The 23,478-nt window shown below is 60.9% G+C and carries 23 protein-coding genes; 18 read left to right on the forward strand and 5 right to left on the reverse strand.

Features of this window, described 5'->3' with window-relative positions; translation table 11 throughout:
- Positions 1-268: 268 nt before the first annotated feature.
- Together CYD26_RS21250 and CYD26_RS21255 are read right to left on the reverse strand one after the other, a co-directional pair.
- Positions 269-679: a PA2817 family protein gene (locus CYD26_RS21250; protein WP_065761473.1), complete on the reverse strand. Its 411-nt coding sequence runs from the start codon at positions 677-679 to the stop codon at positions 269-271.
- Between the two features lie 75 nt (positions 680-754).
- Positions 755-3,202, reverse strand: coding sequence for an acyl-CoA dehydrogenase (locus tag CYD26_RS21255; RefSeq protein ID WP_102053569.1), 2,448 nt, complete (start codon positions 3,200-3,202; stop codon positions 755-757).
- Between the two features lie 188 nt (positions 3,203-3,390).
- Here CYD26_RS21255 and CYD26_RS21260 point away from each other — a divergent pair, with 188 nt between their 5' ends.
- The 3 genes from CYD26_RS21260 to CYD26_RS21270 all read left to right on the forward strand — a co-directional run bounded on the left by CYD26_RS21260 (position 3,391) and on the right by CYD26_RS21270 (position 5,846).
- A complete protein-coding gene (locus CYD26_RS21260) occupies positions 3,391-4,014 on the forward strand; it encodes a glutathione S-transferase family protein (protein ID WP_099775465.1) in 624 nt (207 codons plus the stop codon).
- A gap of 123 nt (positions 4,015-4,137) precedes the next feature.
- The gene (locus CYD26_RS21265; RefSeq protein WP_102053570.1) at positions 4,138-5,070 is read left to right on the forward strand and encodes an ABC transporter ATP-binding protein; all 933 of its coding nucleotides are present in this window, start codon (positions 4,138-4,140) and stop codon (positions 5,068-5,070) included.
- Entirely contained in the window at positions 5,067-5,846 is a 780-nt protein-coding gene (locus CYD26_RS21270; RefSeq protein WP_102053571.1) for an ABC transporter permease, read from the forward strand. Before CYD26_RS21265 ends, CYD26_RS21270 begins: the two co-directional genes overlap by 4 nt.
- Here the strand turns inward: CYD26_RS21270 and CYD26_RS21275 are convergent.
- Entirely contained in the window at positions 5,814-6,353 is a 540-nt protein-coding gene (locus CYD26_RS21275; protein WP_065761468.1) for a DUF2062 domain-containing protein, read from the reverse strand. The two genes, CYD26_RS21270 and CYD26_RS21275, sit on opposite strands and share 33 nt — an antisense overlap.
- 141 nt (positions 6,354-6,494) lie before the next feature.
- Here CYD26_RS21275 and CYD26_RS21280 point away from each other — a divergent pair, with 141 nt between their 5' ends.
- From CYD26_RS21280 to murB, 8 genes are all read left to right on the forward strand, one after another.
- Positions 6,495-8,708, forward strand: a complete 2,214-nt coding sequence (locus CYD26_RS21280; RefSeq protein ID WP_102053572.1) for a DNA internalization-related competence protein ComEC/Rec2 — start codon at positions 6,495-6,497, stop codon at positions 8,706-8,708.
- Between the two features lie 71 nt (positions 8,709-8,779).
- On the forward strand, positions 8,780-9,415 hold the full coding sequence (locus CYD26_RS21285) for a MotA/TolQ/ExbB proton channel family protein (RefSeq protein WP_177442416.1): 636 nt from the start codon (positions 8,780-8,782) through the stop codon (positions 9,413-9,415).
- Positions 9,412-9,843: a biopolymer transporter ExbD gene (locus tag CYD26_RS21290; protein WP_065761466.1), complete on the forward strand. Its 432-nt coding sequence runs from the start codon at positions 9,412-9,414 to the stop codon at positions 9,841-9,843. The genes CYD26_RS21285 and CYD26_RS21290 overlap by 4 nt, the downstream gene beginning before the upstream one ends.
- Complete coding sequence (lpxK, locus tag CYD26_RS21295) at positions 9,843-10,853, forward strand: tetraacyldisaccharide 4'-kinase (protein ID WP_102053573.1); 1,011 nt, start codon at positions 9,843-9,845, stop codon at positions 10,851-10,853. Before CYD26_RS21290 ends, lpxK begins: the two co-directional genes overlap by 1 nt.
- A gap of 38 nt (positions 10,854-10,891) precedes the next feature.
- Positions 10,892-11,077, forward strand: a complete 186-nt coding sequence (locus CYD26_RS21300; RefSeq protein WP_065761464.1) for a Trm112 family protein — start codon at positions 10,892-10,894, stop codon at positions 11,075-11,077.
- Positions 11,074-11,838, forward strand: coding sequence for a 3-deoxy-manno-octulosonate cytidylyltransferase (gene kdsB, locus CYD26_RS21305; protein WP_099775461.1), 765 nt, complete (start codon positions 11,074-11,076; stop codon positions 11,836-11,838). Before CYD26_RS21300 ends, kdsB begins: the two co-directional genes overlap by 4 nt.
- Positions 11,838-12,302 carry a low molecular weight protein-tyrosine-phosphatase gene (locus tag CYD26_RS21310; RefSeq protein WP_102053574.1) on the forward strand — a complete coding sequence of 155 codons (465 nt, stop codon included), beginning with the start codon at positions 11,838-11,840 and terminating at the stop codon, positions 12,300-12,302. The genes kdsB and CYD26_RS21310 overlap by 1 nt, the downstream gene beginning before the upstream one ends.
- Positions 12,299-13,318, forward strand: a complete 1,020-nt coding sequence (gene murB / locus CYD26_RS21315; protein WP_102053575.1) for a UDP-N-acetylmuramate dehydrogenase — start codon at positions 12,299-12,301, stop codon at positions 13,316-13,318. Before CYD26_RS21310 ends, murB begins: the two co-directional genes overlap by 4 nt.
- A 109-nt stretch (positions 13,319-13,427) precedes the next feature.
- Here murB and rne read toward each other — a convergent pair whose 3' ends face one another.
- Positions 13,428-16,559, reverse strand: coding sequence for a ribonuclease E (gene rne / locus CYD26_RS21320; protein WP_102053576.1), 3,132 nt, complete (start codon positions 16,557-16,559; stop codon positions 13,428-13,430).
- Between the two features lie 746 nt (positions 16,560-17,305).
- Here rne and rluC point away from each other — a divergent pair.
- The 3 genes from rluC to CYD26_RS21335 are packed head-to-tail and all read left to right on the forward strand — an operon-like array spanning position 17,306 to position 19,931.
- Positions 17,306-18,262, forward strand: a complete 957-nt coding sequence (rluC, locus tag CYD26_RS21325; protein WP_065761306.1) for a 23S rRNA pseudouridine(955/2504/2580) synthase RluC — start codon at positions 17,306-17,308, stop codon at positions 18,260-18,262.
- Positions 18,252-18,941 (forward strand): HAD-IA family hydrolase, encoded by a 690-nt coding sequence (locus tag CYD26_RS21330; protein WP_099775457.1) that lies wholly within the window; start codon positions 18,252-18,254, stop codon positions 18,939-18,941. The genes rluC and CYD26_RS21330 overlap by 11 nt, the downstream gene beginning before the upstream one ends.
- 6 nt (positions 18,942-18,947) lie before the next feature.
- Positions 18,948-19,931, forward strand: coding sequence for a S49 family peptidase (locus tag CYD26_RS21335; RefSeq protein WP_102053577.1), 984 nt, complete (start codon positions 18,948-18,950; stop codon positions 19,929-19,931).
- Between the two features lie 60 nt (positions 19,932-19,991).
- Here CYD26_RS21335 and CYD26_RS21340 read toward each other — a convergent pair whose 3' ends face one another.
- Positions 19,992-20,570, reverse strand: a complete 579-nt coding sequence (locus CYD26_RS21340; RefSeq protein ID WP_065761309.1) for a nucleoside triphosphate pyrophosphatase — start codon at positions 20,568-20,570, stop codon at positions 19,992-19,994.
- 95 nt (positions 20,571-20,665) lie between these two features.
- Between CYD26_RS21340 and CYD26_RS21345 the strand changes: the two genes are divergently transcribed.
- From CYD26_RS21345 to fabD, 4 genes are all read left to right on the forward strand, one after another.
- Complete coding sequence (locus CYD26_RS21345) at positions 20,666-21,193, forward strand: YceD family protein (RefSeq protein WP_065761310.1); 528 nt, start codon at positions 20,666-20,668, stop codon at positions 21,191-21,193.
- 13 nt (positions 21,194-21,206) lie between these two features.
- On the forward strand, positions 21,207-21,389 hold the full coding sequence (gene rpmF, locus CYD26_RS21350) for a 50S ribosomal protein L32 (RefSeq protein WP_010447173.1): 183 nt from the start codon (positions 21,207-21,209) through the stop codon (positions 21,387-21,389).
- A gap of 3 nt (positions 21,390-21,392) precedes the next feature.
- Positions 21,393-22,403, forward strand: coding sequence for a phosphate acyltransferase PlsX (gene plsX, locus CYD26_RS21355; protein ID WP_083199879.1), 1,011 nt, complete (start codon positions 21,393-21,395; stop codon positions 22,401-22,403).
- Between the two features lie 129 nt (positions 22,404-22,532).
- Positions 22,533-23,471 carry an ACP S-malonyltransferase gene (gene fabD / locus CYD26_RS21360; protein WP_102053578.1) on the forward strand — a complete coding sequence of 313 codons (939 nt, stop codon included), beginning with the start codon at positions 22,533-22,535 and terminating at the stop codon, positions 23,469-23,471.
- Positions 23,472-23,478: the final 7 nt, after the last annotated feature.

Consider the following 23,478-nt stretch of genomic DNA (forward strand, 5'->3'; position numbering starts at 1 on the left):
GGAATAGCTCAGTTGGTAGAGCACGACCTTGCCAAGGTCGGGGTCGCGAGTTCGAGTCTCGTTTCCCGCTCCAATTCAAAGAAAACGCCGTTCGATTGAACGGCGTTTTTTTTTGCCTTTGAAAAGCCCATGCACGGTATTTACCGCCCCTGGATCAGGCCTGTGCGGTTTGCTGCTCTGGCTTTGCTGCGCTGGTCGTTGTGTCAGTGGCCTTGAGCGGTGTTCAGGCAGCGCCCTTGAAGAGCCCTGCCTTCACCTTTGCGTTGTCTTAGTGCTTGCTGTCGTCGTTCGACATGCTCAGCAGCTGTTTTTCCTGGTTCCAGTCGAATGGCTCGTCATTCTGCTCCGCTTCATAGCGGCGCTCTTCCAGTGCCTGATACAGGTCCAGCTCGTCGTCTGGCATGAAATGCAGGCAATCGCCACCGAAGAACCACAGCAGGTCGCGTGGCACCAGGTGGGCAATCTGTGGGTAACGCTGAATGACCTGGCACATCAGGTCCTGGCCCAGGTATTGGCTTTCCAGTGGGTCTTGTGGAAGTTGCGTCAGCAGTTCGTCGAAGCGTTCGAGGAACAGGGCATGGCTCTCTTCCGGTACCTGTTCGGCCTCGCCCAGTGCAACCAGAATGGTGCGCAGGTGGTTGAGCAGGTTGAGATGGTAATCCAGATGCGCGTTGGCCATGCTGGCGATCCTCTTGAGCAAAACGGGCGCGGGAGTATACGGCCCCCGGCGCCCGATGTCCCGGTTCGATTGCCTTTAGCGCACCTTGCCGGCGACCGGTAGCAGTGCATCCTTGTCGAAGGCGTCCACGTCAATGACCCGGCGTCGCGCCCGTTCTGCAGCGTGCAGGGTGAGTGCTTCGCTGGCCTGAAGAACACCAGCCTGCAAGGCTGCGTCAATGGGGGACTGCCCGGGCGCGGGCACTACCTGACCGCTTTTCAGGGCCTGGTGCAGGGTGTGCTGCAATGGTTCACTGGCGACGAGTTGTTGGCTGGCATGGTGCAAGGCGCCAACCGGGTCTTCGGCGTTCTCTGGCCGGTAGCAGCCGGACAGCAGCGCCTCCAGTGCCGGGTCGCCTTGCGCTCGACCGATCAGCGCCGCGACTTCAGCGTCCAGTTCATCGCTTGGGCCGGTATGGCGGCGCCCAAACGGAAACACCAGCAGCCGCAGCGCGCAGCCGAGAAAGCGATTGGGGAAGTTGTCGAGCAAGCGGTCCAGGGCTTTTTCAGATTGGCCGAGGTTTTCTTCCATGGCCCAGCGCAGCAACGGTTGCAAGTGATCGGGTGACGCCTGGTCGTAATAGTGCTTCAGTGCTGCCGAGCTCAGGTACAGGTGGCTGAGCACATCACCCAGGCGAGCCGAAAGTCGTTCGCGCCGTTTCAAGCTGCCTCCCAGCAGCATCATGCACAGGTCTGCCAGCAAGGCAAAGGCGGCAGCCTGGCGATTCAGGGCGCGGAAATAGCCTTGGCTGAGGGCGTCGCCCGGCGCTTTCTCGAAATGCCCCAGGCCAAGGCCGAGTATCAGGGTGCTGGCGGCATTGCCCATGGCAAAACTGATGTGGCGCAGCACAAGGGCGTCGAACTCCTTGAGTGCCTGATCGTGGTCCTCGCGCCCGGCCAAGGCCATTTCCTTGAGTACAAAGGGGTGGCAGCGGATGGCCCCCTGACCAAAGATCATCAGGTTGCGCGAAAGGATATTGGCGCCTTCGACGGTGATGAAGATTGGCGCACCTTGCCAATTGCGCCCCAGGTAATTGTTCGGCCCCATGATGATGCCCTTGCCGCCATGAACGTCCATGGCGTGCTGGATGCATTCGCGGCCGCGCTCGGTCAGGTGGTACTTGAGAATGGCAGAGAGGACCGACGGTTTTTCCCCGAGATCGACCGCCTTGGCCGTCAGTATGCGAGCGCTGTCCATCAACCAGGCGTTGCCGGCGATGCGCGCAAGGGATTCCTGGATGCCTTCGAAGGCGGCCAGCGGCACGTTGAACTGCTCACGAATTCGCGCGTATTGGCCGGTCACCAGGCTGGTGTACTTGGCAGCGCCTGTACCCACAGCTGGCAGTGAGATGGAGCGGCCCACCGAGAGGCAGTTCATCAGCATCATCCAGCCTTTGCCCAGCATGGCTTGGCCGCCGATGAGGTAATCCAGCGGTATGAACACATCCTTGCCGCTGTTGGGGCCGTTCATGAAGGCGGCACCGAGCGGTAGATGACGTTTGCCGATCTCGACACCGGGCGTGTCGGTAGGAATCAGCGCCAGGCTGATGCCGAGGTCGTCTACGTCGCCCAGCAGGTGTTCGGGGTCGTAGGCTTTGAAGGCCAGGCCCAGCAGGGTGGCTACCGGGCCAAGGGTGATGTAGCGCTTTTCCCAGTTCAGGCGCAGGCCGAGCACTTCCTGACCTTGCCATTGGCCCTTGCAGACGATGCCGGTGTCGGGCATCGACCCGGCATCGGAGCCGGCCAGTGGCCCTGTCAGGGCAAAGCAGGGGATTTCATCGCCGCGTGCCAGGCGAGGCAGGTAATGGTTGCGTTGTGCTTCGGTGCCATAGTGCAGTAGCAGCTCGGCAGGGCCCAGCGAGTTGGGAACCATCACGGTGGAGGCCAGATCGCCGCTGCGGGTCGCCAGTTTCATGGCGACCTGTGAGTGGGCATAGGCCGAGAACCCCTTGCCGCCGTACGCTTTGGGAATGATCAAGGCAAAGAAGCCCTGTTCCTTGATAAAGGCCCAGGCCTCAGGGGGCAGGTCGAGGTCCTGGCTGATCTGCCAGTCGCTGACCATGGCGCAGAGCTGTTCGGTCGGTCCGTCGATGAAGGCCTGTTCCTCTTCGCTCAATTGTGCCTTTGGGTATGCCAGCAGGGTGTTCCAGTTCGGGCGACCGCTGAACAGCTCGCCATCCCACCACACCGTACCGGCATCGATTGCGTCGCGCTCGGTTTGTGACAGGGGTGGGAGCGTGCGCTGGAACCAGGCAAACAAGGGGGCGCTGAACCATTTACGGCGCAATTCTGGCAGCACAAAAATGCAGGACTTGATGATCAGCATCAACCAGAGCAGGGTCATCAACCACGTAGGGGCGCTGCTGAACAGGCCCATTGCCAGCAAGTAGGCAGCAACGATGCCCAGAATCGGCAGTACAGCGATGCGGCGATGCATCAAATAGGCTGAACCGACTACGAGAACCACGAACCACAACAGCAACATAGGTCTTCCTCCGTGAAACATCAGGGCAATGGGTCGTCCCTGACAGCGTAGACGGCATCGCCCAAACGGCCGCTTCAGATCAGTGACCGTGGCGCTGGGCAGGTGTTCAAGGGTGAGTGTGTCGAACGATTACCTGAGCAATCGACTGGGTTAGACTGAGGGCACCACAAATGGCTTAAGGATTCGTCATGCTCAAGATTTGGGGCCGAAAGAACTCGACCAATGTCAGGAAGGTACTGTGGTGTGCAGAAGAGCTGGGCCTGGACTACCAGTCGATTGACGCTGGCGGTGCTTTCGGGGTGGTGCAAGAGCCGGAATACCTGGCGAAGAATCCGAATGGCCTGGTGCCACTGATCGAAGAGGACGGCCTGGTGCTTTGGGAGTCCAACACCATCGTGCGCTATCTGGCGGCACGTCATGCGCCGGATTCAAGCTGGTACCCTAGCGATGTTCGGCAGCGGGCCGAGGCGGAAAAATGGATGGACTGGGTAACGTCCTCCTTGGCTACGCCGTTTCGCCCATTGTTTTGGGGCATGCTGCGGACACCGGCAGAACAGCGTGATTGGGTCGCCATCAACGCAGCGCACAAGACCTGCGCCCAGGTCTTGTCTATTGCCGATCAGGCGCTGGCGCGGCAACCTTACCTCAGCGGTGATGCACTCGGCGTTGGCGATGTGCCGCTGGGCTGTTTCGCCTATGCCTGGTTCGAGATGCCTATTGAGCGTCCAGAGATGCGTCACCTGCGTGCCTGGTATGAGCGGCTTAAAGAGCGCCCGGCCTATCAGGTTGCCGTGATGACGGCGCTGACCTGATTGCAGCGCTTATTCTGATAGTTATTATCGATACACGTGACTGTACTTGTGTGGCCGCGCCCCTCACCATGGCCACTCAGCCTGTTGTTCTTAAACCCTTCCACACTGGTGCATAGACCCGTTATGAGTTCTGCTCTGTCCATAAGGCAGCTAACCAAGACCTACGGCAACGGCTTCCAGGCCCTCAAGGGCATTGACCTGGATGTCGCCGAAGGTGACTTTTTTGCCTTGCTCGGCCCCAACGGCGCCGGCAAATCCACCACCATCGGCATCCTCTCCACCCTGGTGAACAAGACCAGCGGTACCGTGAAGGTCTTTGGCCATGACCTGGACCGCGAACCGGCCGCGCTCAAGCGCTGCCTTGGCGTGGTGCCCCAGGAGTTCAACTTCAACCAGTTCGAGAAGACGTTCGACATCGTCGTGACCCAGGCGGGTTACTACGGCATTCCATCGAAGGTGGCCAAGGCCCGTGCCGAGCAGTATTTGACCCAACTGGGGCTGTGGGACAAGCGCAACGTGCCATCGCGTTCGTTGTCCGGTGGCATGAAGCGCCGCCTGATGATTGCCCGTGCGCTGGTTCATGAGCCGCGCTTGCTGATCCTCGATGAGCCAACCGCCGGTGTGGATATCGAGTTGCGGCGTTCGATGTGGAGTTTCCTGACTGAGCTGAACGAGCAGGGCATCACCATCATCCTGACGACGCATTACCTCGAAGAGGCTGAGCAACTGTGTCGCAACATCGGCATCATTGATCACGGCACCATTGTCGAAAACACCAGCATGCGCAAACTGCTCGGTTCGTTGCATGTGGAGACCTTCCTGCTCGACCTGAAGCAGGAGTTGCCACAGGCCCCGCAGTTGGCCGGCTACCCGTGCCGACTGATCAGCCCGCACACACTGGAAGTCCAGGTGGACAAGGCCGTGGGCATCACCGCGCTGTTCGGCCAATTGGCCCTGCAGAACATCGAGGTGCAAAGCCTGCGTAACAAAACCAACCGTCTTGAGGAGCTGTTTGTGTCCCTGGTGGAGAAGAATCTGGCGAAGGTGGCGGTATGAGTTCGGAGCTGCGCGGCAATCTGGTCGCCCTCAACACTATCGTCTACCGCGAAGTGCGCCGTTTTACCCGGATCTGGCCGCAGACCCTGCTGCCGCCGGCGATCACCATGGTCTTGTATTTCGTGATCTTCGGTAACCTGATCGGTCGGCAGATCGGTGATATGGGTGGCTTCACCTATATGGAATACATCGTGCCGGGCCTGATCATGATGTCGGTGATCACCAACTCCTATGGCAACGTGGTTTCCAGTTTCTTTGGCAGCAAGTTCCAGCGCTCCATCGAGGAACTGATGGTCTCGCCAGTGTCGCCACACACCATTCTTATTGGCTACACCCTGGGTGGCGTATTGCGCGGCCTGGCGGTAGGGGTCATCGTGACCCTGTTGTCACTGTTCTTTACTCATCTGCAGGTGCACCATCTGGGCGTAACGGTGTTGGTGGTGTTGCTGACGGCAACGATCTTCTCGTTGTTGGGCTTCATCAACGCAGTGTTTGCACGTAATTTCGACGATATCTCGATTATCCCGACATTCGTGCTGACCCCGTTGACCTACCTGGGGGGTGTTTTCTACTCGATCAACCTGCTGCCGCCGTTCTGGCAGACGGTATCGTTGGCCAACCCCGTGCTGCACATGGTCAACTCGTTCCGCTACGGCATCCTGGGCGTGTCCGATATTCGCATTGGCGTGGCCATCAGCTTCATGCTGGTCGCGACCGCCGTGCTGTACGTCGGCTGCGTGCGGCTACTGGTCAGTGGTCGAGGAATGCGTAGCTGATTTTTCCTTGCGCTGGCGCCACTGCCTGCCCACCCACCAGCGCCAATAGAGCATGGTCAGGCAGTAGGCCAGCCCACCCAGCAGCAGGCCGCAGACCACTGAGCCCAGCAGGAAGGGTTGCCACAGTGTCGAGAGCTGATCGGTGATCCATTCCCAGGTCAGCTCGTCGGGCAGGGTGCGGGGAGGGATCTGCATCAGCCAGGCGCCCATCTGATAGGTGCAGAAGAACACCGGCGGCATGGTAATCGGGTTGGTCAGCCAGACCAGGCTGACGGAAATCGGCATGTTGCCCCGCGCCAGGATCGCCAGGCTGGCGGCCAGTAACATTTGCATCGGGATCGGTATGAATGCGGCGAACAGGCCGACGGCCATGGCGCGTGCCACTGAATGGCGATTCAGGTGCCAGAGGTTGGGGTCGTGCAGCAGTCGCCCGAGAAAGCGTAAGGATTTGTGTTCCCGAATGCTGGTCGGATCGGGCATGTAGCGTTTGAAAAGTCGACGCGGCATGTGGGTTCTCGGCGTTCTTGATCCGTCAGTATGCACGGATTCTAAAAGCCTCCAATTCAGACTTTGTGACAATTAATAAGCAAGCATATGTCGTCGCTGATCTAAGCCTCTGGGGTGATTCTTTTTCAGGAGCTTCAGATCATGCGCACAGGGATGATTGCGCTTGCACTCGGGCTGTTATGCCTGCGTTGGCTTCCTGCACTGCCTTCGGTCGGGGTGTTGGTTGCGCTGATACTGCTTGGGCTGTGCTGTCTGCCGTCGCGGGCCTATCCCTTGGGGTGTTTCCTGCTGGGTTTTTGCTGGGCCTGTGTATCGGCGCAAGGCGCGCTGGATGATCGCCTCTCGCCAGAACTGGACGGCCGCACGTTGTGGGTGGAGGGGCGAGTGGTTGGCTTGCCTGAACACACGGCGCAGTCGGTGCGCTTTGAACTTGCCGAGGTCACCACACGCCGCGCCCAACTGCCTCAGCGCTTGCGTCTGAGCTGGTATGGCGGGCCGCCTGTCAACAGCGGAGAGCGCTGGCGCCTGGCCGTCAGCCTCAAGCGTCCGGCGGGCCTGCTCAATCCTCATGCGGCCGACCAGGAAATGACTTTGCTGGCGCGCCGGATCGGCGCGACCGGCAGTGTCAAGGACGGTGAGCGCCTGGCGCCAGCGAGCATGGCCTGGCGCGACGCAATTCGACAACGGCTGATGGCGATCGATGCCCAAGGGCGCGAAGGGGTGCTGGCTGCCCTGGTGCTAGGCGATGGCAGTGGCCTGGCACGCGCTGACTGGCAGGCGCTGCAGGCCACCGGCACGGTACACCTGTTGGTGATCTCAGGGCAGCACATCGGGTTGCTGGCCGGGTTGGTCTATGCCGTGGTGGCGGGGCTGGCGCGTTTCGGGCTCTGGCCGCGTGCGCTGCCCTGGTTGCCCGCGGCCTGCTTGCTGGCGCTTGCCGCTGCGCTGGGGTACGGCCTGCTCGCCGGGTTTCAGGTGCCGGTGCGTCGAGCCTGCATCATGTTGGCGGTGGTGTTGCTCTGGCGTCTGCGTTTTCGTCATCTGGGGGTAACGCTGCCGTGGCTGCTGGCGCTCAATACGGTATTGCTGATTGAGCCGCTGGCCAGCCTGCAGCCGGGGTTCTGGTTGTCCTTTGGTGCTGTCGCGATCCTGATCTTCACCTTTAGCGGGCGGCTGGGCACCTGGCGTGTCTGGCAGGCATGGACCCGGGCGCAATGGATGATCGCCTTGGGGTTGCTGCCATTCTTGCTGGTGCTTGGGTTGCCCGTGAGCCTCAGTGCGCCGCTGGCCAATCTGCTGGCGGTGCCCTGGATCAGTGTGCTGGTGTTGCCCGTCGCCCTGGCAGGGACGTTACTGCTGGGTTTGCCGGTTCTCGGTACAAGCCTGCTGTGGCTGGCAGGTGGTTTGCTCGATGTGCTGTTTGGTCTGCTCGGGCCGGTCGCTGACTGGCAGCCAGCGTGGGTGCCGGCCGCCTTGCCGTTATGGGCATGGCTGCTGGTCTGCCTTGGGGTGTTCCTGGTGTTGTTGCCCAAAGGGCTGCCGATGCGGGTATTGGGTTGGCCTGCCGTGCTGCTGGCGGCGTTTGCCCCGCGTGATGAGGTGCCAGAGGGGCAGTTGGACGTCTGGCAACTGGATGTAGGGCAGGGGCAGGCCTTCATTCTGCGTACCCGTCACCACACCCTGTTGTATGACGCGGGGCCGGCCATGGGGGAGGTCGATCTGGGGGAGCGCATCGTACTGCCTACGCTCCTTAAGCTGGGGGTGAGTACGCTCGACCTGATGTTGCTCAGTCATGCCGATGCCGACCACGCCGGAGGCGCGCTGGCGGTGAAGCGTGGTTTACCGGTTGCGCGGGTGCTGGCCGGTGAGGTGCAGAGGTTGCCCCAGGCCTTGCAGGCGCAGCCCTGTGTTGCCGGTGAACACTGGGAGTGGGATGGCGTACGCTTTTCTGTATGGCAATGGCACGATGCCGCCGACAGCAATCAAGGCTCATGCGTGTTGTGGGTCGAGGCGTCGGGTGAGCGTTTGCTGCTCACCGGGGACATCGATGCGGACGGTGAGCGCGCCTGGCTCCAGGCCGCGACAGCGCCCCACGTCGACTGGCTGCAGGCGCCCCATCATGGTAGCCGCAGCGCTTCCAGCCTGGCTTTTCTTGAGGCGTTGGCACCCAAGGGGGTCTTCATTTCGCGCGGGCGTTACAACGCCTTCGGCCATCCTCATCCCGAGGTGATGGCGCGTTTTGCGATGTTGGGTATCACGCCCTACGACAGCGCAGTGGAAGGCGCGCTGTCGCTGCGCTTGGGACGTTTTGCCGAGCCTGAAGGGATACGCAGCCAGCGGCGCTTCTGGCGTTAGCCGACATGACGACCTGCGGGCGGTGGGAGCCCTATGGTAAAGTGGCGGACTTTTTCGAGGGGGTCGTTACTGTGTGGGAATTGGTCAAGTCTGGCGGTTGGATGATGCTGCCGATCATTCTGAGTTCCATCGCCGCCATGGCGATCGTCGCCGAGCGCCTGTGGACCCTGCGCGCCAGCCGCGTCACCCCGCCACACCTGCTGGGTCAGGTCTGGCGCTGGATTCAGGACAAGCAACTCAATAGCGAAAAGCTCAAGGCCTTGCGCGCCGATTCGCCACTGGGCGAGATCCTCGCCGCGGGCCTTGCGAACTCGCGGCACGGTCGCGAAATCATGAAAGAGTGCATTGAGGAAGCCGCTGCCCGGGTCATTCACGAGCTGGAGCGCTACATCAATGCACTGGGCACCATTGCGGCCATGGCGCCACTGCTCGGCTTGCTGGGTACGGTGTTGGGCATGATCGATATCTTCAGCTCGTTCATGGGCACGGGCATGTCGGCCAACGCCTCGGTGCTGGCGGGCGGTATTTCCAAGGCGTTGATCACCACGGCGGCCGGCCTGATGGTGGGTATCCCTGCGGTCTTTTTCCACCGCTTCCTGCAGCGACGTATCGACGAACTGGTAGTGGGTATGGAGCAAGAAGCAATCAAGCTGGTCGAAGTGGTTCAGGGCGACCGTGATGTTGATCTGGCCGAGGGCAGGGCGTGAAATTCCGGCGCAAGCCACGGGAGACCGTGGACATCAACCTGGCCTCACTCATCGATGTGGTGTTCATCCTCCTGCTGTTCTTTGTGGTCACCACCACCTTCACGCGTGAAACCCAGTTGCGCGTCGAGTTGCCGGAGGCGGTCAGTGGTACGCCGGCCCCGGAGTCGGAGCTCAAGCAGCTGGAAATCACCATCAGTGCTGAGGGCGTGTACTCGCTGAACAATAACCTGCTGCCCAAGAGTGATCTGGCGACGCTGATCGATGCCTTGCAAAAAGAGTCGGGTGGGGACACCCGCCTGCCGTTGTCGATCAGCGCTGATGGCAAGACGCCGCATCAGGCGGTGGTCACCGCGATGGATGCGGCGGGCAAGCTGGGCTTCAGCCAGTTGCGCATGACCACGGTCGAGGCGGCGCCGGGGAATCCTTGATGGCCTTTGCCGATCGATTGCTCAAGGCCTGGTATGCCGGGCATCCGGCCCTTGCCTTGTTGCGGCCGCTGGAAGCCCTCTACCGGCGCGTGGTGTTGCGCAAGCGCCAGCGTTTTCTGGCCGGTGAGAGCAGCAGTTACCGTGCCCCGGTACCGGTGGTGGTAGTGGGTAATATCACCGTCGGCGGTACCGGCAAGACCCCCCTGATTCTTTGGCTGATCGAACACTGCCGCCGCCAGGGGCTGCGTGTCGGTGTGGTGAGCCGCGGCTATGGCGCCACACCGCCGCAGCTACCCTGGCGCGTGCGTGCCGACCAGTCTGCTGCTCAGGCGGGCGATGAACCGTTGTTGATCGTCCAGCGTAGCGGTGTGCCGCTGATGATCGATCCCGACCGGTCGCGCGCGGTCCAGGCGTTGTTGGCTGCCGAGCCGCTGGACCTCATCCTCAGTGATGACGGTTTGCAGCATTATCGGCTGGCCCGCGATCTGGAACTGGTGCTGATCGATGCGGCACGCGGCCTGGGCAATCGTCGCTGCCTGCCGGCGGGCCCACTGCGTGAGCCGGTCGAGCGCCTGCATGAGGTCGATGCGGTACTGTTCAATGGCGCTGTGGCCGACAGTGACGAAGGCTATGCCTTTGGGGTTGAGCCGACCGCGCTGGTCAATGTTCGCAGCGGCGAGCGCCGTGGCGTCGAGCATTTTCCGCCTGGCCAGGCCGTGCATGCGGTGGCCGGGATCGGCAATCCGCAGCGTTTCTTCAATACCTTGCAGGGGCTAAACTGGCGACCAGAGCCACATCCCTTTGCCGATCATGCGGTCTATAGCGCCGAGGCCTTGAACTTTACGCCGTCCTTGCCGCTGGTGATGACCGAAAAGGATGCGGTGAAATGCCGTGCCTTCGCCGCTGCCGACTGGTGGTACCTTGCTGTAGATGCGGTGCCTTCGCCGGCCTTCGTCCGCTGGTTCGACGGCCAACTGGCGCGTTTGCTGCCCGGGCATCGGCAACCCTGAACCTTTTCTTTTTCCGGCCACAGGCCTGAGGAATTTCCATGGACACCAAATTGCTCGATATCCTTGCTTGCCCGATCACCAAGGGCCCGCTCAAGCTCAGTGCTGACAAGACCGAGCTGATCAGCAAGGGCGCCGGTCTTGCCTACCCGATTCGCGACGGTATCCCGGTCATGCTGGAGAGCGAAGCGCGCACCCTGACCGACGAAGAGCGCCTGGAAAAATGAGTCAAGCGTTCACGGTTGTGATTCCGGCCCGTTTGCGTTCCACCCGGCTGCCGGGCAAACCGCTGCTGCTGATTGCCGGCAAGCCGATGATCCAGCATGTCTGGGAGCAGGCGCGCAAGAGCAGCGCGGCACGTGTGGTCGTGGCCACCGATGATGCCGAGATCTTCAAGGCCTGCGAGGCCTTTGGCGCTGAAGTGCTGATGACCCGTGAGGATCATGATTCGGGTACCGACCGTCTGGCCGAAGTGGCGACTCAGTTGGGCCTGCCTGCCGATGCGATCGTGGTCAACGTGCAGGGCGACGAGCCCCTGATTCCGCCCGTGATCATCGATCAGGTGGCGGCTAACCTGGCCGCTCACCCGGAGGCCGGTATCGCTACCCTGGCCGAACCGATTACCGAGGTCGAGGCCTTGTTCAATCCGAATGCGGTCAAGGTGGTCAGTGATTGCAACGGTCTGGCCCTGACCTTCAGTCGTGCCCCGTTGCCATTTGCCCGTGATGCCTTTGCGCAGAGCCGCGATCAGCTTCCGCCGGGTGTTCCGTATCGCCGACACATTGGCATGTATGCCTACCGTGCCGGTTTCCTGCAGGACTTCGTCGGCTGGGGGCCGTGCTGGTTGGAGAAAACCGAGTCGCTTGAGCAGTTGCGGGCGCTCTGGAACGGTGTGCGTATCCATGTGGCCGATGCCCTGGAGGCCCCGCCGGTGGGGGTTGATACCCCTGAAGATCTTGAGCGCGTGCGGCGCTTGCTGGAGGCTTGATGCGGGTTCTTTTTGTCTGCCTGGGCAACATCTGCCGCTCGCCGACCGCTGAGGGTGTTTTGCGCCATCAGTTGAAGGAGGCGGGCCTGGCTGAGGTGATCGAGGTGGCATCGGCCGGAACCGGTGACTGGCATGTCGGCAACCCTCCAGACAGCCGTACCCGGCGTGCGGCTCAGTTGCGTGGCTATGATCTGTCCCAGCAGCGTGCGCAGCAGGTCAGTGTCGCCGACTTCGAGCGTTACGACCTGATCCTGGCGATGGATAACAGTAATCTGGGGCACTTGCAGGCGATGCGTCCAGCGCAGGCCAAGGCAGAGCTGGACCTGTTTCTGCGGCGCTTCGAGGGTGCTGTCGATGAAGTACCAGACCCTTACTACGGTGGCGAGCAGGGCTTTGAGCGGGTGCTCGACCTGATCGAGAGCGCCTGTCGGGGGCTGGTTGTCGAGTTGAAGGGGCGTTTATGAGCGTACAGGTGCTATCAGGTGTTTCGCTCAAGCCTTACAACACCTTTGGTATTGATGTGCGTGCAGCGCATTTTGCCGAAGCGCACACCGATGCGGAGGTGCGTGAGGTATTGGCCCATGCGGCTGCGCAGCAGTGGCCGGTGCTGGTGATTGGTGGCGGCAGCAACCTGTTGCTCACGGCCAATATCGACGCGTTGGTACTGCGCATGGCCAGCAAGGGGGTGCGGATTCTCGCCGATGACGGGCAGCGGGTCATCGTGGAGGCCGAGGCTGGTGAGCCTTGGCATGCGTTTGTCCAATGGACCCTGGCGCAGGGGCTGTCGGGGCTTGAAAACCTCAGCCTTATTCCGGGTACGGTCGGTGCTGCGCCGATGCAGAACATCGGTGCTTACGGCGTAGAGATCAAGGATGTATTTGTCGGGCTGACTGCGTTGGATCGTCAGACTGGTGAACTGCATGAGTTTGCCCTTGAAGACTGTGCATTTGCCTACCGTGACAGCCTGTTCAAGCGTAATCCCGGGCGTTGGTTGATCCTGCGTGTGCGCTTTGCGCTGAGCCGGGTCATGCACTTGAATCTGGACTATGGGCCAGTGCGTCAGCGCTTGAGCGAGCAGGGTATCGAACAGCCAACGGCGCAGAATGTCAGCGATGCGATTTGCAGCATTCGCCGGGAAAAACTGCCGGACCCTGCTGAATTGGGCAATGCGGGAAGTTTCTTCAAGAACCCAGTGGTGTCTGCTGCGCTGGCTGAGCATATTCGTCAGGCTCATCCAGGGCTTGTGGCATACCCTCAGGCAGATGGTCGGGTGAAGTTGGCGGCGGGCTGGTTGATCGAACTGGCCGGCTGGAAAGGCTATCGTGATGGCGATGCTGGTGTTCACCGACTTCAGGCATTGGTGCTGGTCAATTACGGCCAGGCCAGTGGCGCACAGCTTCATCGGCTGGCACAGAAGATCCAGGTCGATATCCTTGAGCGTTTTGGTGTCGAACTGGAGATGGAGCCTAATCTGTACTGAGTGTGGCGCAGCCGCCGTGTGCGGCATCGCGGTGAGTCCGGGTTGAGTTTCAGCCAATAAAAAAGCCCCGCCAGCGTTAGCTGGCGGGGCTTTTTTTCAGCCGTGGGAATCAGGCGAGCGGTTTAGGCTCTTCTGTGGTTTCCAGGGCTTTTGGGCTTTGCTCGGTCACTTCTTCTGCCGTTACGACAGCTTCGGTGGACGGTTGCTCAGCTTGTGCGGGGGCTTCTACTGGGGCCTCGACGGCTGCAGCAGGTGCCTCTGCGGCTTTAGCGGCTGCCGCGGCTGCAGCAGCTTCAGCTTCGCGCTTGCGACGACGCACTTCGCGTGGGTCGTTTGGTGCGCGGCCACTGCTTGGTAGCGGCAGGGCAGGTGCTTCGGCGGCGACTACCGGCTCGGCAGCGGGTGCTTCAACCACAACCGGAGCAGGTGCTTCGACTGCAGGCTCGGCTTCCTTGGCAGCAGCGATCGGGGCCTCGACCACAACTTCAGCTGGGGCTGAGGTGACTTCCACCACCGGAGCTGCGCCGGGTTCAACGGCTTCGACAGGTGCCGCAGGCTGTTCGGCGGCAGGGGCAATGTCGACCACGGCAGATTCAACTACTGCAGCTTCAACTACCGCAGGTGCGGCTTCTACCGGTGCTGCTTCGACTGCAGGTGCAGCCTCTGCGACGACCTCGGTAGCGGCTACAGGTGCTTCGACAGCAGCGGTAGCGTTTTCAGCTTGCTGGTTGGCCTGTGCTTCGGCTTCAGCGCTGATGGCTGCGCCTGCAGCAACGACAACGCCCGCTGCCTGTTCGGCACTCGACTCTTCAGCCGCTTCTTCGCTGCCTTCAACGACGTTGCCATTGGCATCACGTTGACGTTCACGACGGTTGCTACGGCGACGCTGACCGCGAGAGCGGCGACGTGGGCGCTCGCCATCGGCGCCTTCGGCTTCTTCTTGCAGCAGCTCTTCGTTTGGCAGTTGCTCTTCGGTCGCTTCGGCAGCAACCTCGGCAGGACGTGGCTGACGCTCTTCACGTGGTGGGCGCGGTTGGCGCTCTTCGCGTGGTGCACGTTCTTCGCGTGGTGCACGCTCTTCACGTGGCGCGCGTTCTTCACGCGGTGCACGCTCTTCGCGTGGAGCGCGTTCTTCGCGGGCTACGCGTTCTTCACGAGGGGCGCGCTCAGGACGCTCTTCGCGTACGGCCGGTGCGGCGGCAGCAGCCGGTGCAGTGGCATCCAGGGGCTCGCGCAGTTCACGAACGCGTTCGTCACGGCGACGCTCTTCACGCGGTGGGCGTGGTTGGCGCTCTTCGCGCGGCGGGCGTGGTGCGCGTTCTTCGCGGGCCGGGGTTTCTTCACGGGCTTCGCGAGGTTGACGCTCTTCGCGTGGGGCACGCTCGGCGCGTTCTTCACGTGGCTTGCGCTCTTCGTCGCGACGACCGTTACGGCTGCGGCTCTGCTGGCGACCGCTACGGCGCTCTTCGTTGCGCTGTGGGCGTTCGGCGGCCGGCTTCTCGGTGACAACCGGTGCGGCGGCAGGCGTTTCCTTGCTGGCGAACAGGCTGACCAGCGACTTGACCAGGCCTTTGAACAGGCTTGGCTCTGGCGCAACGTGCACAGGGGCGGCAGGCTGTTCTGGTGCGGCAGGTACCGGTGCATTGGCGCGGGCCGGTGCAGTCTTGACCGCAGCTTCCTGGCGAACCAGGGTGCGAGTCGCGGCAACTGGCTGGACTTCTTCGGTCTCGGTGGCGGCGATTTCGTAGCTGGACTGGCCGCTCAGCGCTTCTGGATTGTCATCGCGCAGGCGCTGCACTTCGAAGTGCGGGGTTTCAAGGTGATCATTTGGCAGGATCACGATGCGTGCACGGGTACGCAGTTCGATTTTGGTGATCGAGTTGCGTTTTTCGTTGAGCAGGAACGCTGCGACCGGAATCGGCACTTGGGCGCGCACTTCAGCAGTGCGGTCCTTCAGGGCTTCTTCTTCGATCAGGCGCAGGATGGCCAGCGACAGGGATTCGACGTCACGGATGATGCCGGTGCCGCTGCAGCGTGGGCAGACGATGCCGCTGCTCTCGCCCAGAGATGGGCGCAGGCGTTGGCGGGACATTTCCAGCAGGCCGAAACGCGAGATGCGGCCAACCTGAACGCGTGCGCGGTCGGCTTCCAGGCATTCACGTACCTTCTCTTCGACTGCGCGCTGGTTTTTCGCCGGCGTCATGTCGATGAAGTCGATGACGATCAGGCCACCAATGTCGCGCAGGCGCAGTTGGCGAGCGATTTCTTCGGCTGCTTCCAGGTTGGTCTGCAGCGCGGTCTCCTCGATGTCGCTACCTTTGGTGGCGCGCGCCGAGTTGATGTCGATGGAGACCAGGGCTTCGGTTGGATCGATGACGATCGAGCCGCCCGACGGCAGTTCGACCACGCGCTGGAAGGCGGTTTCGATCTGGCTTTCGATCTGGAAACGATTGAACAGCGGGACGCTGTCTTCGTAGAGCTTGATCTTGCTGGCGTACTGCGGCATCACCTGACGGATGAAGGTCAGGGCTTCTTCCTGGGCGTCGATGCTGTCGATCAGTACTTCGCCGATGTCCTGGCGCAGGTAGTCGCGGATGGCACGAATGATGACATTGCTTTCCTGGTAGATCAGGAAAGGAGCCGCGCGGTCCAGGGAGGCTTCCTTGATTGCAGTCCAGAGCTGCAGCAGGTAGTCCAGGTCCCATTGCATCTCTTCGCTGCTGCGGCCCAGGCCGGCAGTGCGAACGATCAGGCCCATGTCGGCAGGGGCGACCAGGCCATTGAGGGCTTCGCGCAGTTCGTTGCGCTCTTCGCCTTCGATGCGGCGCGAGATGCCACCGGCACGCGGGTTGTTCGGCATCAGTACCAGGTAGCGGCCAGCCAGGCTGATGAAGGTGGTCAGGGCGGCGCCCTTGTTGCCACGCTCTTCTTTCTCGACCTGGACGATGACTTCCTGGCCTTCGCTCAATACTTCCTTGATGTTGACGCGGCCTTCTGGGGCCTTCTTGAAGTATTCGCGGGAAATTTCTTTCAGTGGCAGGAAGCCATGGCGCTCAGAACCGAAGTCGACAAATGCGGCTTCGAGGCTGGGTTCGATCCGGGTAATCCGGCCTTTATAGATGTTGGCTTTCTTCTGCTCGCGAGCGCCGGACTCGATATCCAGGTCGTAGAGACGTTGGCCGTCCACCAGAGCAACACGCAACTCTTCGGGTTGAGTTGCGTTAATCAGCATTCTTTTCATGTAGTACCGTCGGTTTCCGGGCTGCCGGAAACGGCGTTCGGCACACACGACTTCTCACGGTCGGTGTCAGGGTGCGTCAGGGGTGGCGGGCCACTCCCGTGTCTAGCGAGATTCGGCCTGACTGGAATCCAGTGCTGCCGAAGTCGCGACGACGCGTCCTGCTAGCTGTGGTGTCAAATGCACTCAGTCAGGAGGAGGAATCAGCCTTCGGCCATGGACGCCACGGGGGCATCTTGATCAAGAACGGGTCTGGACGAGTGGGCCCGTAGAGGCCTGTCGACCGGACGCATTACTACACGGTCCGACGGTTGTGCATCTCCACCCTACACGTATCCCTGATAATTCGGGTGCTGCCGCGCGCTGAATCCGCAACGGGTTGCATTTATCGCCGGCTCCGTACGGGAGCCCGCGCATTTATGGCTAAGGCTTGTATTTCCGAAGCGTTCGCCATAACTGCGCGGAAGCGATTGCACTGACGGAGTGGCATCGAAAAAAACGTGAAGGGAGGGTAATGCACCGCTCTTTTTGTTTTTTATCGGTCTTCTCTCGTCTGCGCTGGTGGCTACTCCAGGCATTTTGTAAACTGGCAAACACCCCGTCGGACGGCCTCGCGTCCTCAAGAATTGCGTAGGTCAGGGCCGGCTCAAAGCCATTGGTCCGCTGGCCAGCCGCTTTTGGCGGCGTTCGCGACTATAGCAGCAATCATTAAGTGCTTCAAATCCATAAAAAATTGTTATGATGCGCAAATGACGACCAATACCCCTCCGACCCCCGGCGTTCAGCTGATTGAGGTCGCGCCGGAACTTGCCGGCCAACGTATCGACAATTTTCTTATCACTGCACTCAAGGGCGTTCCCAAGACCTTGATTTACCGCATTTTGCGTAAAGGCGAAGTGCGGGTTAACAAGGGGCGGATCAAGCCTGAGTACAAATTGCAGGCGGGCGATGTGGTGCGCGTGCCGCCCGTTCGTCTGCCCGAGCGCGACGAGCCGGCGCCGGTTGCCCAGGGTTTGCTGCAGCGCCTGGAAGCGGCCATTGTCTACGAAGACAAGGCACTGATCGTGCTGAACAAGCCTGCCGGGATCGCCGTGCATGGTGGCAGCGGCCTGAGCTTCGGTGTCATTGAAGCCTTCCGTCAGTTGCGCCCCGATGCCAAGGAGCTGGAGCTGGTCCACCGCCTCGATCGGGATACCTCTGGCCTGCTGATGATCGCCAAGAAGCGCAGCATGCTGCGCCACCTGCACGCGGCCTTGCGCGGTGACGGCGTAGACAAGCGCTACATGGCGCTGGTGCGCGGCCATTGGGCGACGGCCAAGAAGCAGGTCAGCGCGCCGTTGCTCAAGAGCAACCTGCGCTCCGGTGAGCGGATGGTCGAGGTGAACCCTGAAGGCAAGGAGGCGTTGACGCTGTTCCGTGTTCTGCGCCGTTTCGGTGAGTTCGCCACGATGGTCGAGGCGCGTCCGGTGACGGGGCGTACTCACCAGATCCGGGTGCATGCCTTGCATGCCGGGCATTGCATTGCTGGCGACAGCAAGTATGGCGATGAAGACTTCACTCGCGAGATCCGTGAGCTGGGTGGCAAGCGCTTGTTCCTGCATGCCTATGCCTTGAATGTGCCGATGCCTGATGGCGGCGTGCTCAAGCTTGAGGCGCCGGTGGATGACATGTGGTCCAAGACTGTGGAGCGTCTGAGTGCGTCGTGAGTACGACCTGCTGATCTTCGATTGGGACGGCACGCTGGCCGACTCGATCGGGCGTATTGTCGAGGCGATGCACCTGGCGGCAGATCGTGGCGGCCACCCGCGCAGCGAAGTCGAGGCGGTCAAGGGTATTATCGGTCTGGCCTTGCCTGAGGCAATCAGCACGCTGTATCCGCAGCTTGATGCGTCGGCGGTAGCGGCGTTCCGGCAGCACTATGCTGACGTTTACATGGCGCTGGATGAGCAGCCCTCGCCGTTGTATGACGGGGTTGTCGAGGCGCTTGAGGCGTTTCGCGCCGATGGCTATCGGCTGGCGGTTGCGACCGGAAAGGCGCGTCGCGGCCTTGATCGGGTGCTTCAGGCCAATGGCTGGGAGCATTTCTTCGATATCACCCGTGCCGCTGACGAGACCCGGGGCAAGCCTCATCCCTTGATGTTGGAAGAGATTCTCGCGCATTGTGGTGTCGCGCCTGCGCGTGCGCTGATGGTCGGGGATTCGGCGTTTGACCTGTTGATGGCGCGCAATGCAGGTGTGCATTCGGTTGCGGTCGGTCATGGTGCGATGTCGCTGGAGGTATTGAGCGCCTATGAGCCTCGGCTGTCCATCGATCATTTTTCTCAGTTGCAGGATTGGCTGGGCCTTGCTGGCGCGCCGGTCGGCTGTGACGGTATCCCAGGGTAGGTGAGCATGGCTGATGAATGGAAAGCGCCCAGCGCTGAAAAGAATGAAGAGCAGAAAAGCTGGCAGCTGCTTGAAAAAACGCTGCTGGCTGGCGTGCAGGAGCAGCGGCGCGCCAGGCGCTGGGGCATCTTTTTCAAGCTGTTGACCTTCGCTTATCTGTTTGGCGCCCTGATGCTGTTCACGCCGTTGATGGATGTCGAGAAGGCGGCGGCTCGTGGCTCCAGTCATACCGCGCTGATCGAAGTGCGTGGCATGATCGCTGATCAGGAGCCTGCCAGTGCCGACAACATAGTCGGTAGCTTGCGTGCGGCGTTTGAAGATCCCAAGACCAAGGGTGTAATCCTGCGCATTAACAGCCCGGGCGGCAGCCCGGTGCAGTCTGGGTACATTTATGACGAGATTCTTCGTCTGCGTGCGCAGTACCCGGCGATCAAGGTGTACGCCGTCATCAGTGACCTGGGGGCGTCTGGTGCCTATTACATCGCCAGTGCGGCTGATCAGATTTATGCCGACAAGGCCAGCCTGGTAGGGTCGATTGGTGTGACTGCTGCAGGTTATGGCTTTGTCGGAACCATGGAGAAGCTGGGTGTTGAGCGCCGTACCTACACGGCCGGCGAGCACAAGGCATTCCTGGATCCGTTCCAGCCGCAGAAGCCTGAAGAAACCAGGTTCTGGCAGGGTGTGCTGGAGACCACTCATCGGCAGTTCATTGCCAGCGTCAAGCAGGGGCGAGGTGAGCGACTCAAGGATAAAGAGCATCCAGAGTTGTTCAGCGGCCTGATCTGGTCGGGCGAGCAGGCGGTGAAGTTGGGGCTGGTGGACGGCCTTGGCAGTGCCAGTTATGTCGCGCGCGATGTGATCGGCGAGAAAAACCTGGTGGACTTTACGATTGAAGAGTCGCCGTTTGATCGCTTCTCCAAGCGCCTGGGGGCCAGTGTTGCCGAGCATTTGGCAATGTGGATGGGTTTTCAGGGGCCGACGCTGCGCTGATCGTGCCGCGGTGTTGCGTGTTTAGGCAGAAGCCGACCTGAGGGTCGGCTTTTTTGCGCCTCAAGGAATGGTGACGCCTTCCTTGAGCAGCATGTCCACCAGGCGAATCAGTGGCAGGCCCACCAGGCTGGTTGCGTCGACGCCGTGGGTGCTTTGAAACAGGCTGACGCCCAGGCCTTCGGCCTTGAAGCTGCCGGCGCAGTCATAGGGTTGTTCGGTGCGCAGGTAGCGCTCGATGCGTGGCAGATCCAGTTCGCGCATGTTGACCGTGAAAGGCACGCAGTCAACCTGAGCGTGGCCAGTGCTGCTGTTGAGCAGGGCAAGCCCGGTGAGGAAGGTGACATGATTGCCGCTGGCTGCCAGCAACTGTTCGCAGGCCTTGTCGAAAGTGTGCGGCTTGCCGAGAATCTGCTCGCCCAGTACCGCGACCTGGTCGGAACCGATGATCAGGTGGTTGGCGTGGGTGGTGGCCAGCGCTTCGGCTTTTTCCAGTGCCAGGCGCTTCACCAGCTCTACGGCGGGCTCTTCATCCAGGCGTCGCTCGTCAATGTCCGGGGCGGCCCAGTTGAAGGGGAGTTGCAGGCGCGCCAGCAATTCGCGCCGGTAGGGTGAGCTTGAAGCCAGTAATAAAGGCAGCATGATGAACTCCTGAGCGGGTTCGCCAATTCTAACATGAGCCATGGGGCCTAATTTCCTTTGACAGGGGCGGGGGGCATCCCTAGAATGCTGCGCCTATGTTGAATGACCCGATTCCACCTCACGTTGACCCGCGCAAATTGGCAGATCGTGGCGTTTCCCTTGAAGGGAAAGTGCTGCTGGCCGATTTGGAGAGACTCTGCGACCCGCTTTCCGACAATGTCGGTATGGTGCAGGCGAAATTCGATTTTGAGCGAGACGAGCAGAAGACAGTGGTTATACACACTGACCTCAACGTCGAAGTCAAAATGGTTTGCCAGCGTTGTCTTGAGCTGGTTACCCTGCCGATCCATAGCGAATGTACTTACGCTGTGGTGAAGGAGGGTTCGAATACCCAGTCGTTACCGAAAGGTTATGACGTGCTGGAACTGGGCGAAGATCCATTGGATCTGCAGGCATTGATCGAGGAGGAGCTTTTGCTCGCCTTGCCCATTGTGCCTGCTCATCATCCGGAAGAATGCCAGCAGCCGGCGGGCGCCGATGAGCCCGAGCCGAGCGAGGACGAGGTAACGCGGTCCAACCCGTTCAGTGTATTGGCGCAGTTAAAGCGTGACCCAAACGTTTAGGAGTTAATCAATTATGGCTGTTCAGCAGAACAAAAAATCCCGCTCTGCCCGTGACATGCGCCGTTCGCACGACGCCCTCGAGGCCAGCGCTCTGTCCGTAGAAAAAACCACCGGTGAAGTTCACCTGCGCCACCACGTATCGCCAGAAGGCGTATACCGTGGTCGTAAAGTGATCGACAAGGGCGCTGACGAGTAATCCTTGTCCGCTCAGATCATCGCGATCGACGCAATGGGCGGGGACTTCGGTCCCCGCAGCATTGTTCAGGCGAGCATTGCTTGCCTTTCGGCTACCCCCTCGCTGCACCTGACCCTCGTTGGTCAACCCTCCCTCCTTGAAGATTTGATCGCTGGCCAGTCGGCAGCGGATCGCTCGCGTCTGCAGATTGTTGCGGCCAGTGAAGTGATCGGCATGGATGAGCGGCCTTCGCAGGCGTTGCGTGGCAAGCCGGATTCGTCCATGCGCGTCGCCCTTGAATTATTGCGTGATGGCAAGGTTCAGGCCTGCGTGAGTGCTGGCAATACCGGTGCGCTGATGGCGCTGTCGCGTTATGTGCTGAAAACGCTGCCAGGTGTTGATCGCCCGGCGATGGTGGCAGCCATTCCTACGCAGGCAGGCTACTGTCAGTTGCTTGATTTGGGGGCCAATGTCGATTGCAGTGCCGAGCACCTTTATCAGTTTGCAGTGATGGGCTCGGTGGCGGCTCAGGCGCTGGGTGTCTATCGTCCGCGCGTGGCGCTGCTCAACATAGGCACTGAAGACATCAAGGGTAATCAGCAGGTCAAGCTGGCTGCCAGCCTGTTGCAGAATGCCAAGGGCTTGAACTACATCGGCTTCGTCGAGGGTGATGGCTTGTACCGTGGTGAGGCTGATGTCGTGGTCTGCGACGGTTTTGTCGGCAATATCCTGCTCAAATCCAGTGAAGGCCTGGCAACCATGATCGGTGCGCGTATTCAGGCGCTGTTCCGTGAGGGGGTGTTTGCTCGCGTGGCAGGTGCCATGGCCATGCCATTGCTCAAGCGCTTGCAGGCCGATCTTGCGCCAGCGCGACACAATGGTGCGAGCTTTCTGGGGTTGCAGGGTATTGTTATCAAAAGCCATGGTTCTGCGGGTGTTCAGGGGTTTCAGAGTGCTATTCAGCGTGCACTGATCGAAATCCAGGAAGATCTGCCGCAGCGCTTGCATGGGCGTCTTGAGGATCTGTTGCTTTAGGCATATCGGCAAGGAAGTGGTTAAATGTGACCGCTTGGTTCTCGTTACCATCCAATTTTCAGTTTCTTGCGATCAGTCCTGCGACTGTTCGCTCAATTTTCGACGACAAGATCATTAGGGGCTTGTTCAATGTCTGCATCCCTCGCATTCGTCTTTCCGGGTCAAGGTTCGCAGTCCCTCGGCATGCTGGCCGAGCTGGGCGCCCAGTACCCACTGGTCATCGATACCTTCCGCGAGGCCTCCGAGGCTCTGGGTTATGATCTCTGGGCACTGACCCAGCAGGGCCCGGAAGAGCAACTCAATCAAACTGACAAAACTCAGCCGGCTATCCTGACCGCTTCGATCGCCCTGTGGCGCCTGTGGTTGGCGGAGGGTGGTGCTCGCCCTGCGTTCGTCGCCGGTCACAGCCTGGGCGAATACAGCGCCCTGGTGGCCGCGGGTAGCTTGTCCCTCGGCGATGCCGTGAAACTGGTCGAGCGTCGCGGTCAGCTGATGCAGGAGGCCGTACCGGCCGGGCAGGGCGCCATGGCTGCGGTATTGGGCCTGGATGATGCGGATGTCATCGCTGTGTGCGCTGAAGCGGCACAGGGTGACGTCGTCAGCGCGGTCAACTTCAACTCGCCTGGCCAGGTCGTCATCGCCGGTTCGAAGGCCGCTGTCGAGCGCGCAATCGAAGGGTGCAAGGCGCGTGGCGCCAAGCGTGCCTTGCCATTGCCGGTCAGCGTGCCGTCGCACTGTGAACTGATGCGCCCGGCTGCTGAACGGTTCGCTGAATCGGTTGCTGCCATCGATTGGCAGGCGCCGCAGATTCCGGTCGTGCAGAACGTCAACGCGATGGTCTCTGCTGATCTGGACACGCTCAAGCGCGACTTGCTGGAGCAGTTGTTCAAGCCAGTGCGCTGGGTTGAATGCGTTCAGTACCTCGCAGCACAAGGCGCTACCTCGCTGGTCGAGTGCGGCCCAGGCAAGGTCCTGGCTGGTTTGAACAAGCGCTGCGCTGACGGTGTGACCACCTATAACCTCAATACCCCAGACGCTGTCGCCGCCACCCGTGCGGCGCTGGCCTGAAATTAGG

The sequence above is a fragment of the Pseudomonas sp. FFUP_PS_473 genome (assembly GCF_002858665.1).
Lineage (GTDB): Bacteria > Pseudomonadota > Gammaproteobacteria > Pseudomonadales > Pseudomonadaceae > Aquipseudomonas > Aquipseudomonas defluvii.

Bases quoted from the DNA above. Each gene is read 5' to 3' on its own strand.
- CYD26_RS21250 (WP_065761473.1), bottom strand. From the start codon at position 679: ATGGCCAACGCGCATCTGGATTACCATCTCAACCTGCTCAACCACCTG.
- CYD26_RS21255 (WP_102053569.1), bottom strand. From the start codon at position 3,202: ATGTTGCTGTTGTGGTTCGTGGTTCTCGTAGTCGGTTCAGCCTATTTG.
- CYD26_RS21260 (WP_099775465.1), top strand. From the start codon at position 3,391: ATGCTCAAGATTTGGGGCCGAAAGAACTCGACCAATGTCAGGAAGGTA.
- CYD26_RS21265 (WP_102053570.1), top strand. From the start codon at position 4,138: ATGAGTTCTGCTCTGTCCATAAGGCAGCTAACCAAGACCTACGGCAAC.
- CYD26_RS21270 (WP_102053571.1), top strand. From the start codon at position 5,067: ATGAGTTCGGAGCTGCGCGGCAATCTGGTCGCCCTCAACACTATCGTC.
- CYD26_RS21275 (WP_065761468.1), bottom strand. From the start codon at position 6,353: ATGCCGCGTCGACTTTTCAAACGCTACATGCCCGATCCGACCAGCATT.
- CYD26_RS21280 (WP_102053572.1), top strand. From the start codon at position 6,495: ATGCGCACAGGGATGATTGCGCTTGCACTCGGGCTGTTATGCCTGCGT.
- lpxK (WP_102053573.1), top strand. From the start codon at position 9,843: ATGGCCTTTGCCGATCGATTGCTCAAGGCCTGGTATGCCGGGCATCCG.
- CYD26_RS21300 (WP_065761464.1), top strand. From the start codon at position 10,892: ATGGACACCAAATTGCTCGATATCCTTGCTTGCCCGATCACCAAGGGC.
- kdsB (WP_099775461.1), top strand. From the start codon at position 11,074: ATGAGTCAAGCGTTCACGGTTGTGATTCCGGCCCGTTTGCGTTCCACC.
- CYD26_RS21310 (WP_102053574.1), top strand. From the start codon at position 11,838: ATGCGGGTTCTTTTTGTCTGCCTGGGCAACATCTGCCGCTCGCCGACC.
- murB (WP_102053575.1), top strand. From the start codon at position 12,299: ATGAGCGTACAGGTGCTATCAGGTGTTTCGCTCAAGCCTTACAACACC.
- rne (WP_102053576.1), bottom strand. From the start codon at position 16,559: ATGAAAAGAATGCTGATTAACGCAACTCAACCCGAAGAGTTGCGTGTT.
- rluC (WP_065761306.1), top strand. From the start codon at position 17,306: ATGACGACCAATACCCCTCCGACCCCCGGCGTTCAGCTGATTGAGGTC.
- CYD26_RS21335 (WP_102053577.1), top strand. From the start codon at position 18,948: ATGGCTGATGAATGGAAAGCGCCCAGCGCTGAAAAGAATGAAGAGCAG.
- CYD26_RS21340 (WP_065761309.1), bottom strand. From the start codon at position 20,570: ATGCTGCCTTTATTACTGGCTTCAAGCTCACCCTACCGGCGCGAATTG.
- CYD26_RS21345 (WP_065761310.1), top strand. From the start codon at position 20,666: ATGTTGAATGACCCGATTCCACCTCACGTTGACCCGCGCAAATTGGCA.
- rpmF (WP_010447173.1), top strand. From the start codon at position 21,207: ATGGCTGTTCAGCAGAACAAAAAATCCCGCTCTGCCCGTGACATGCGC.
- fabD (WP_102053578.1), top strand. From the start codon at position 22,533: ATGTCTGCATCCCTCGCATTCGTCTTTCCGGGTCAAGGTTCGCAGTCC.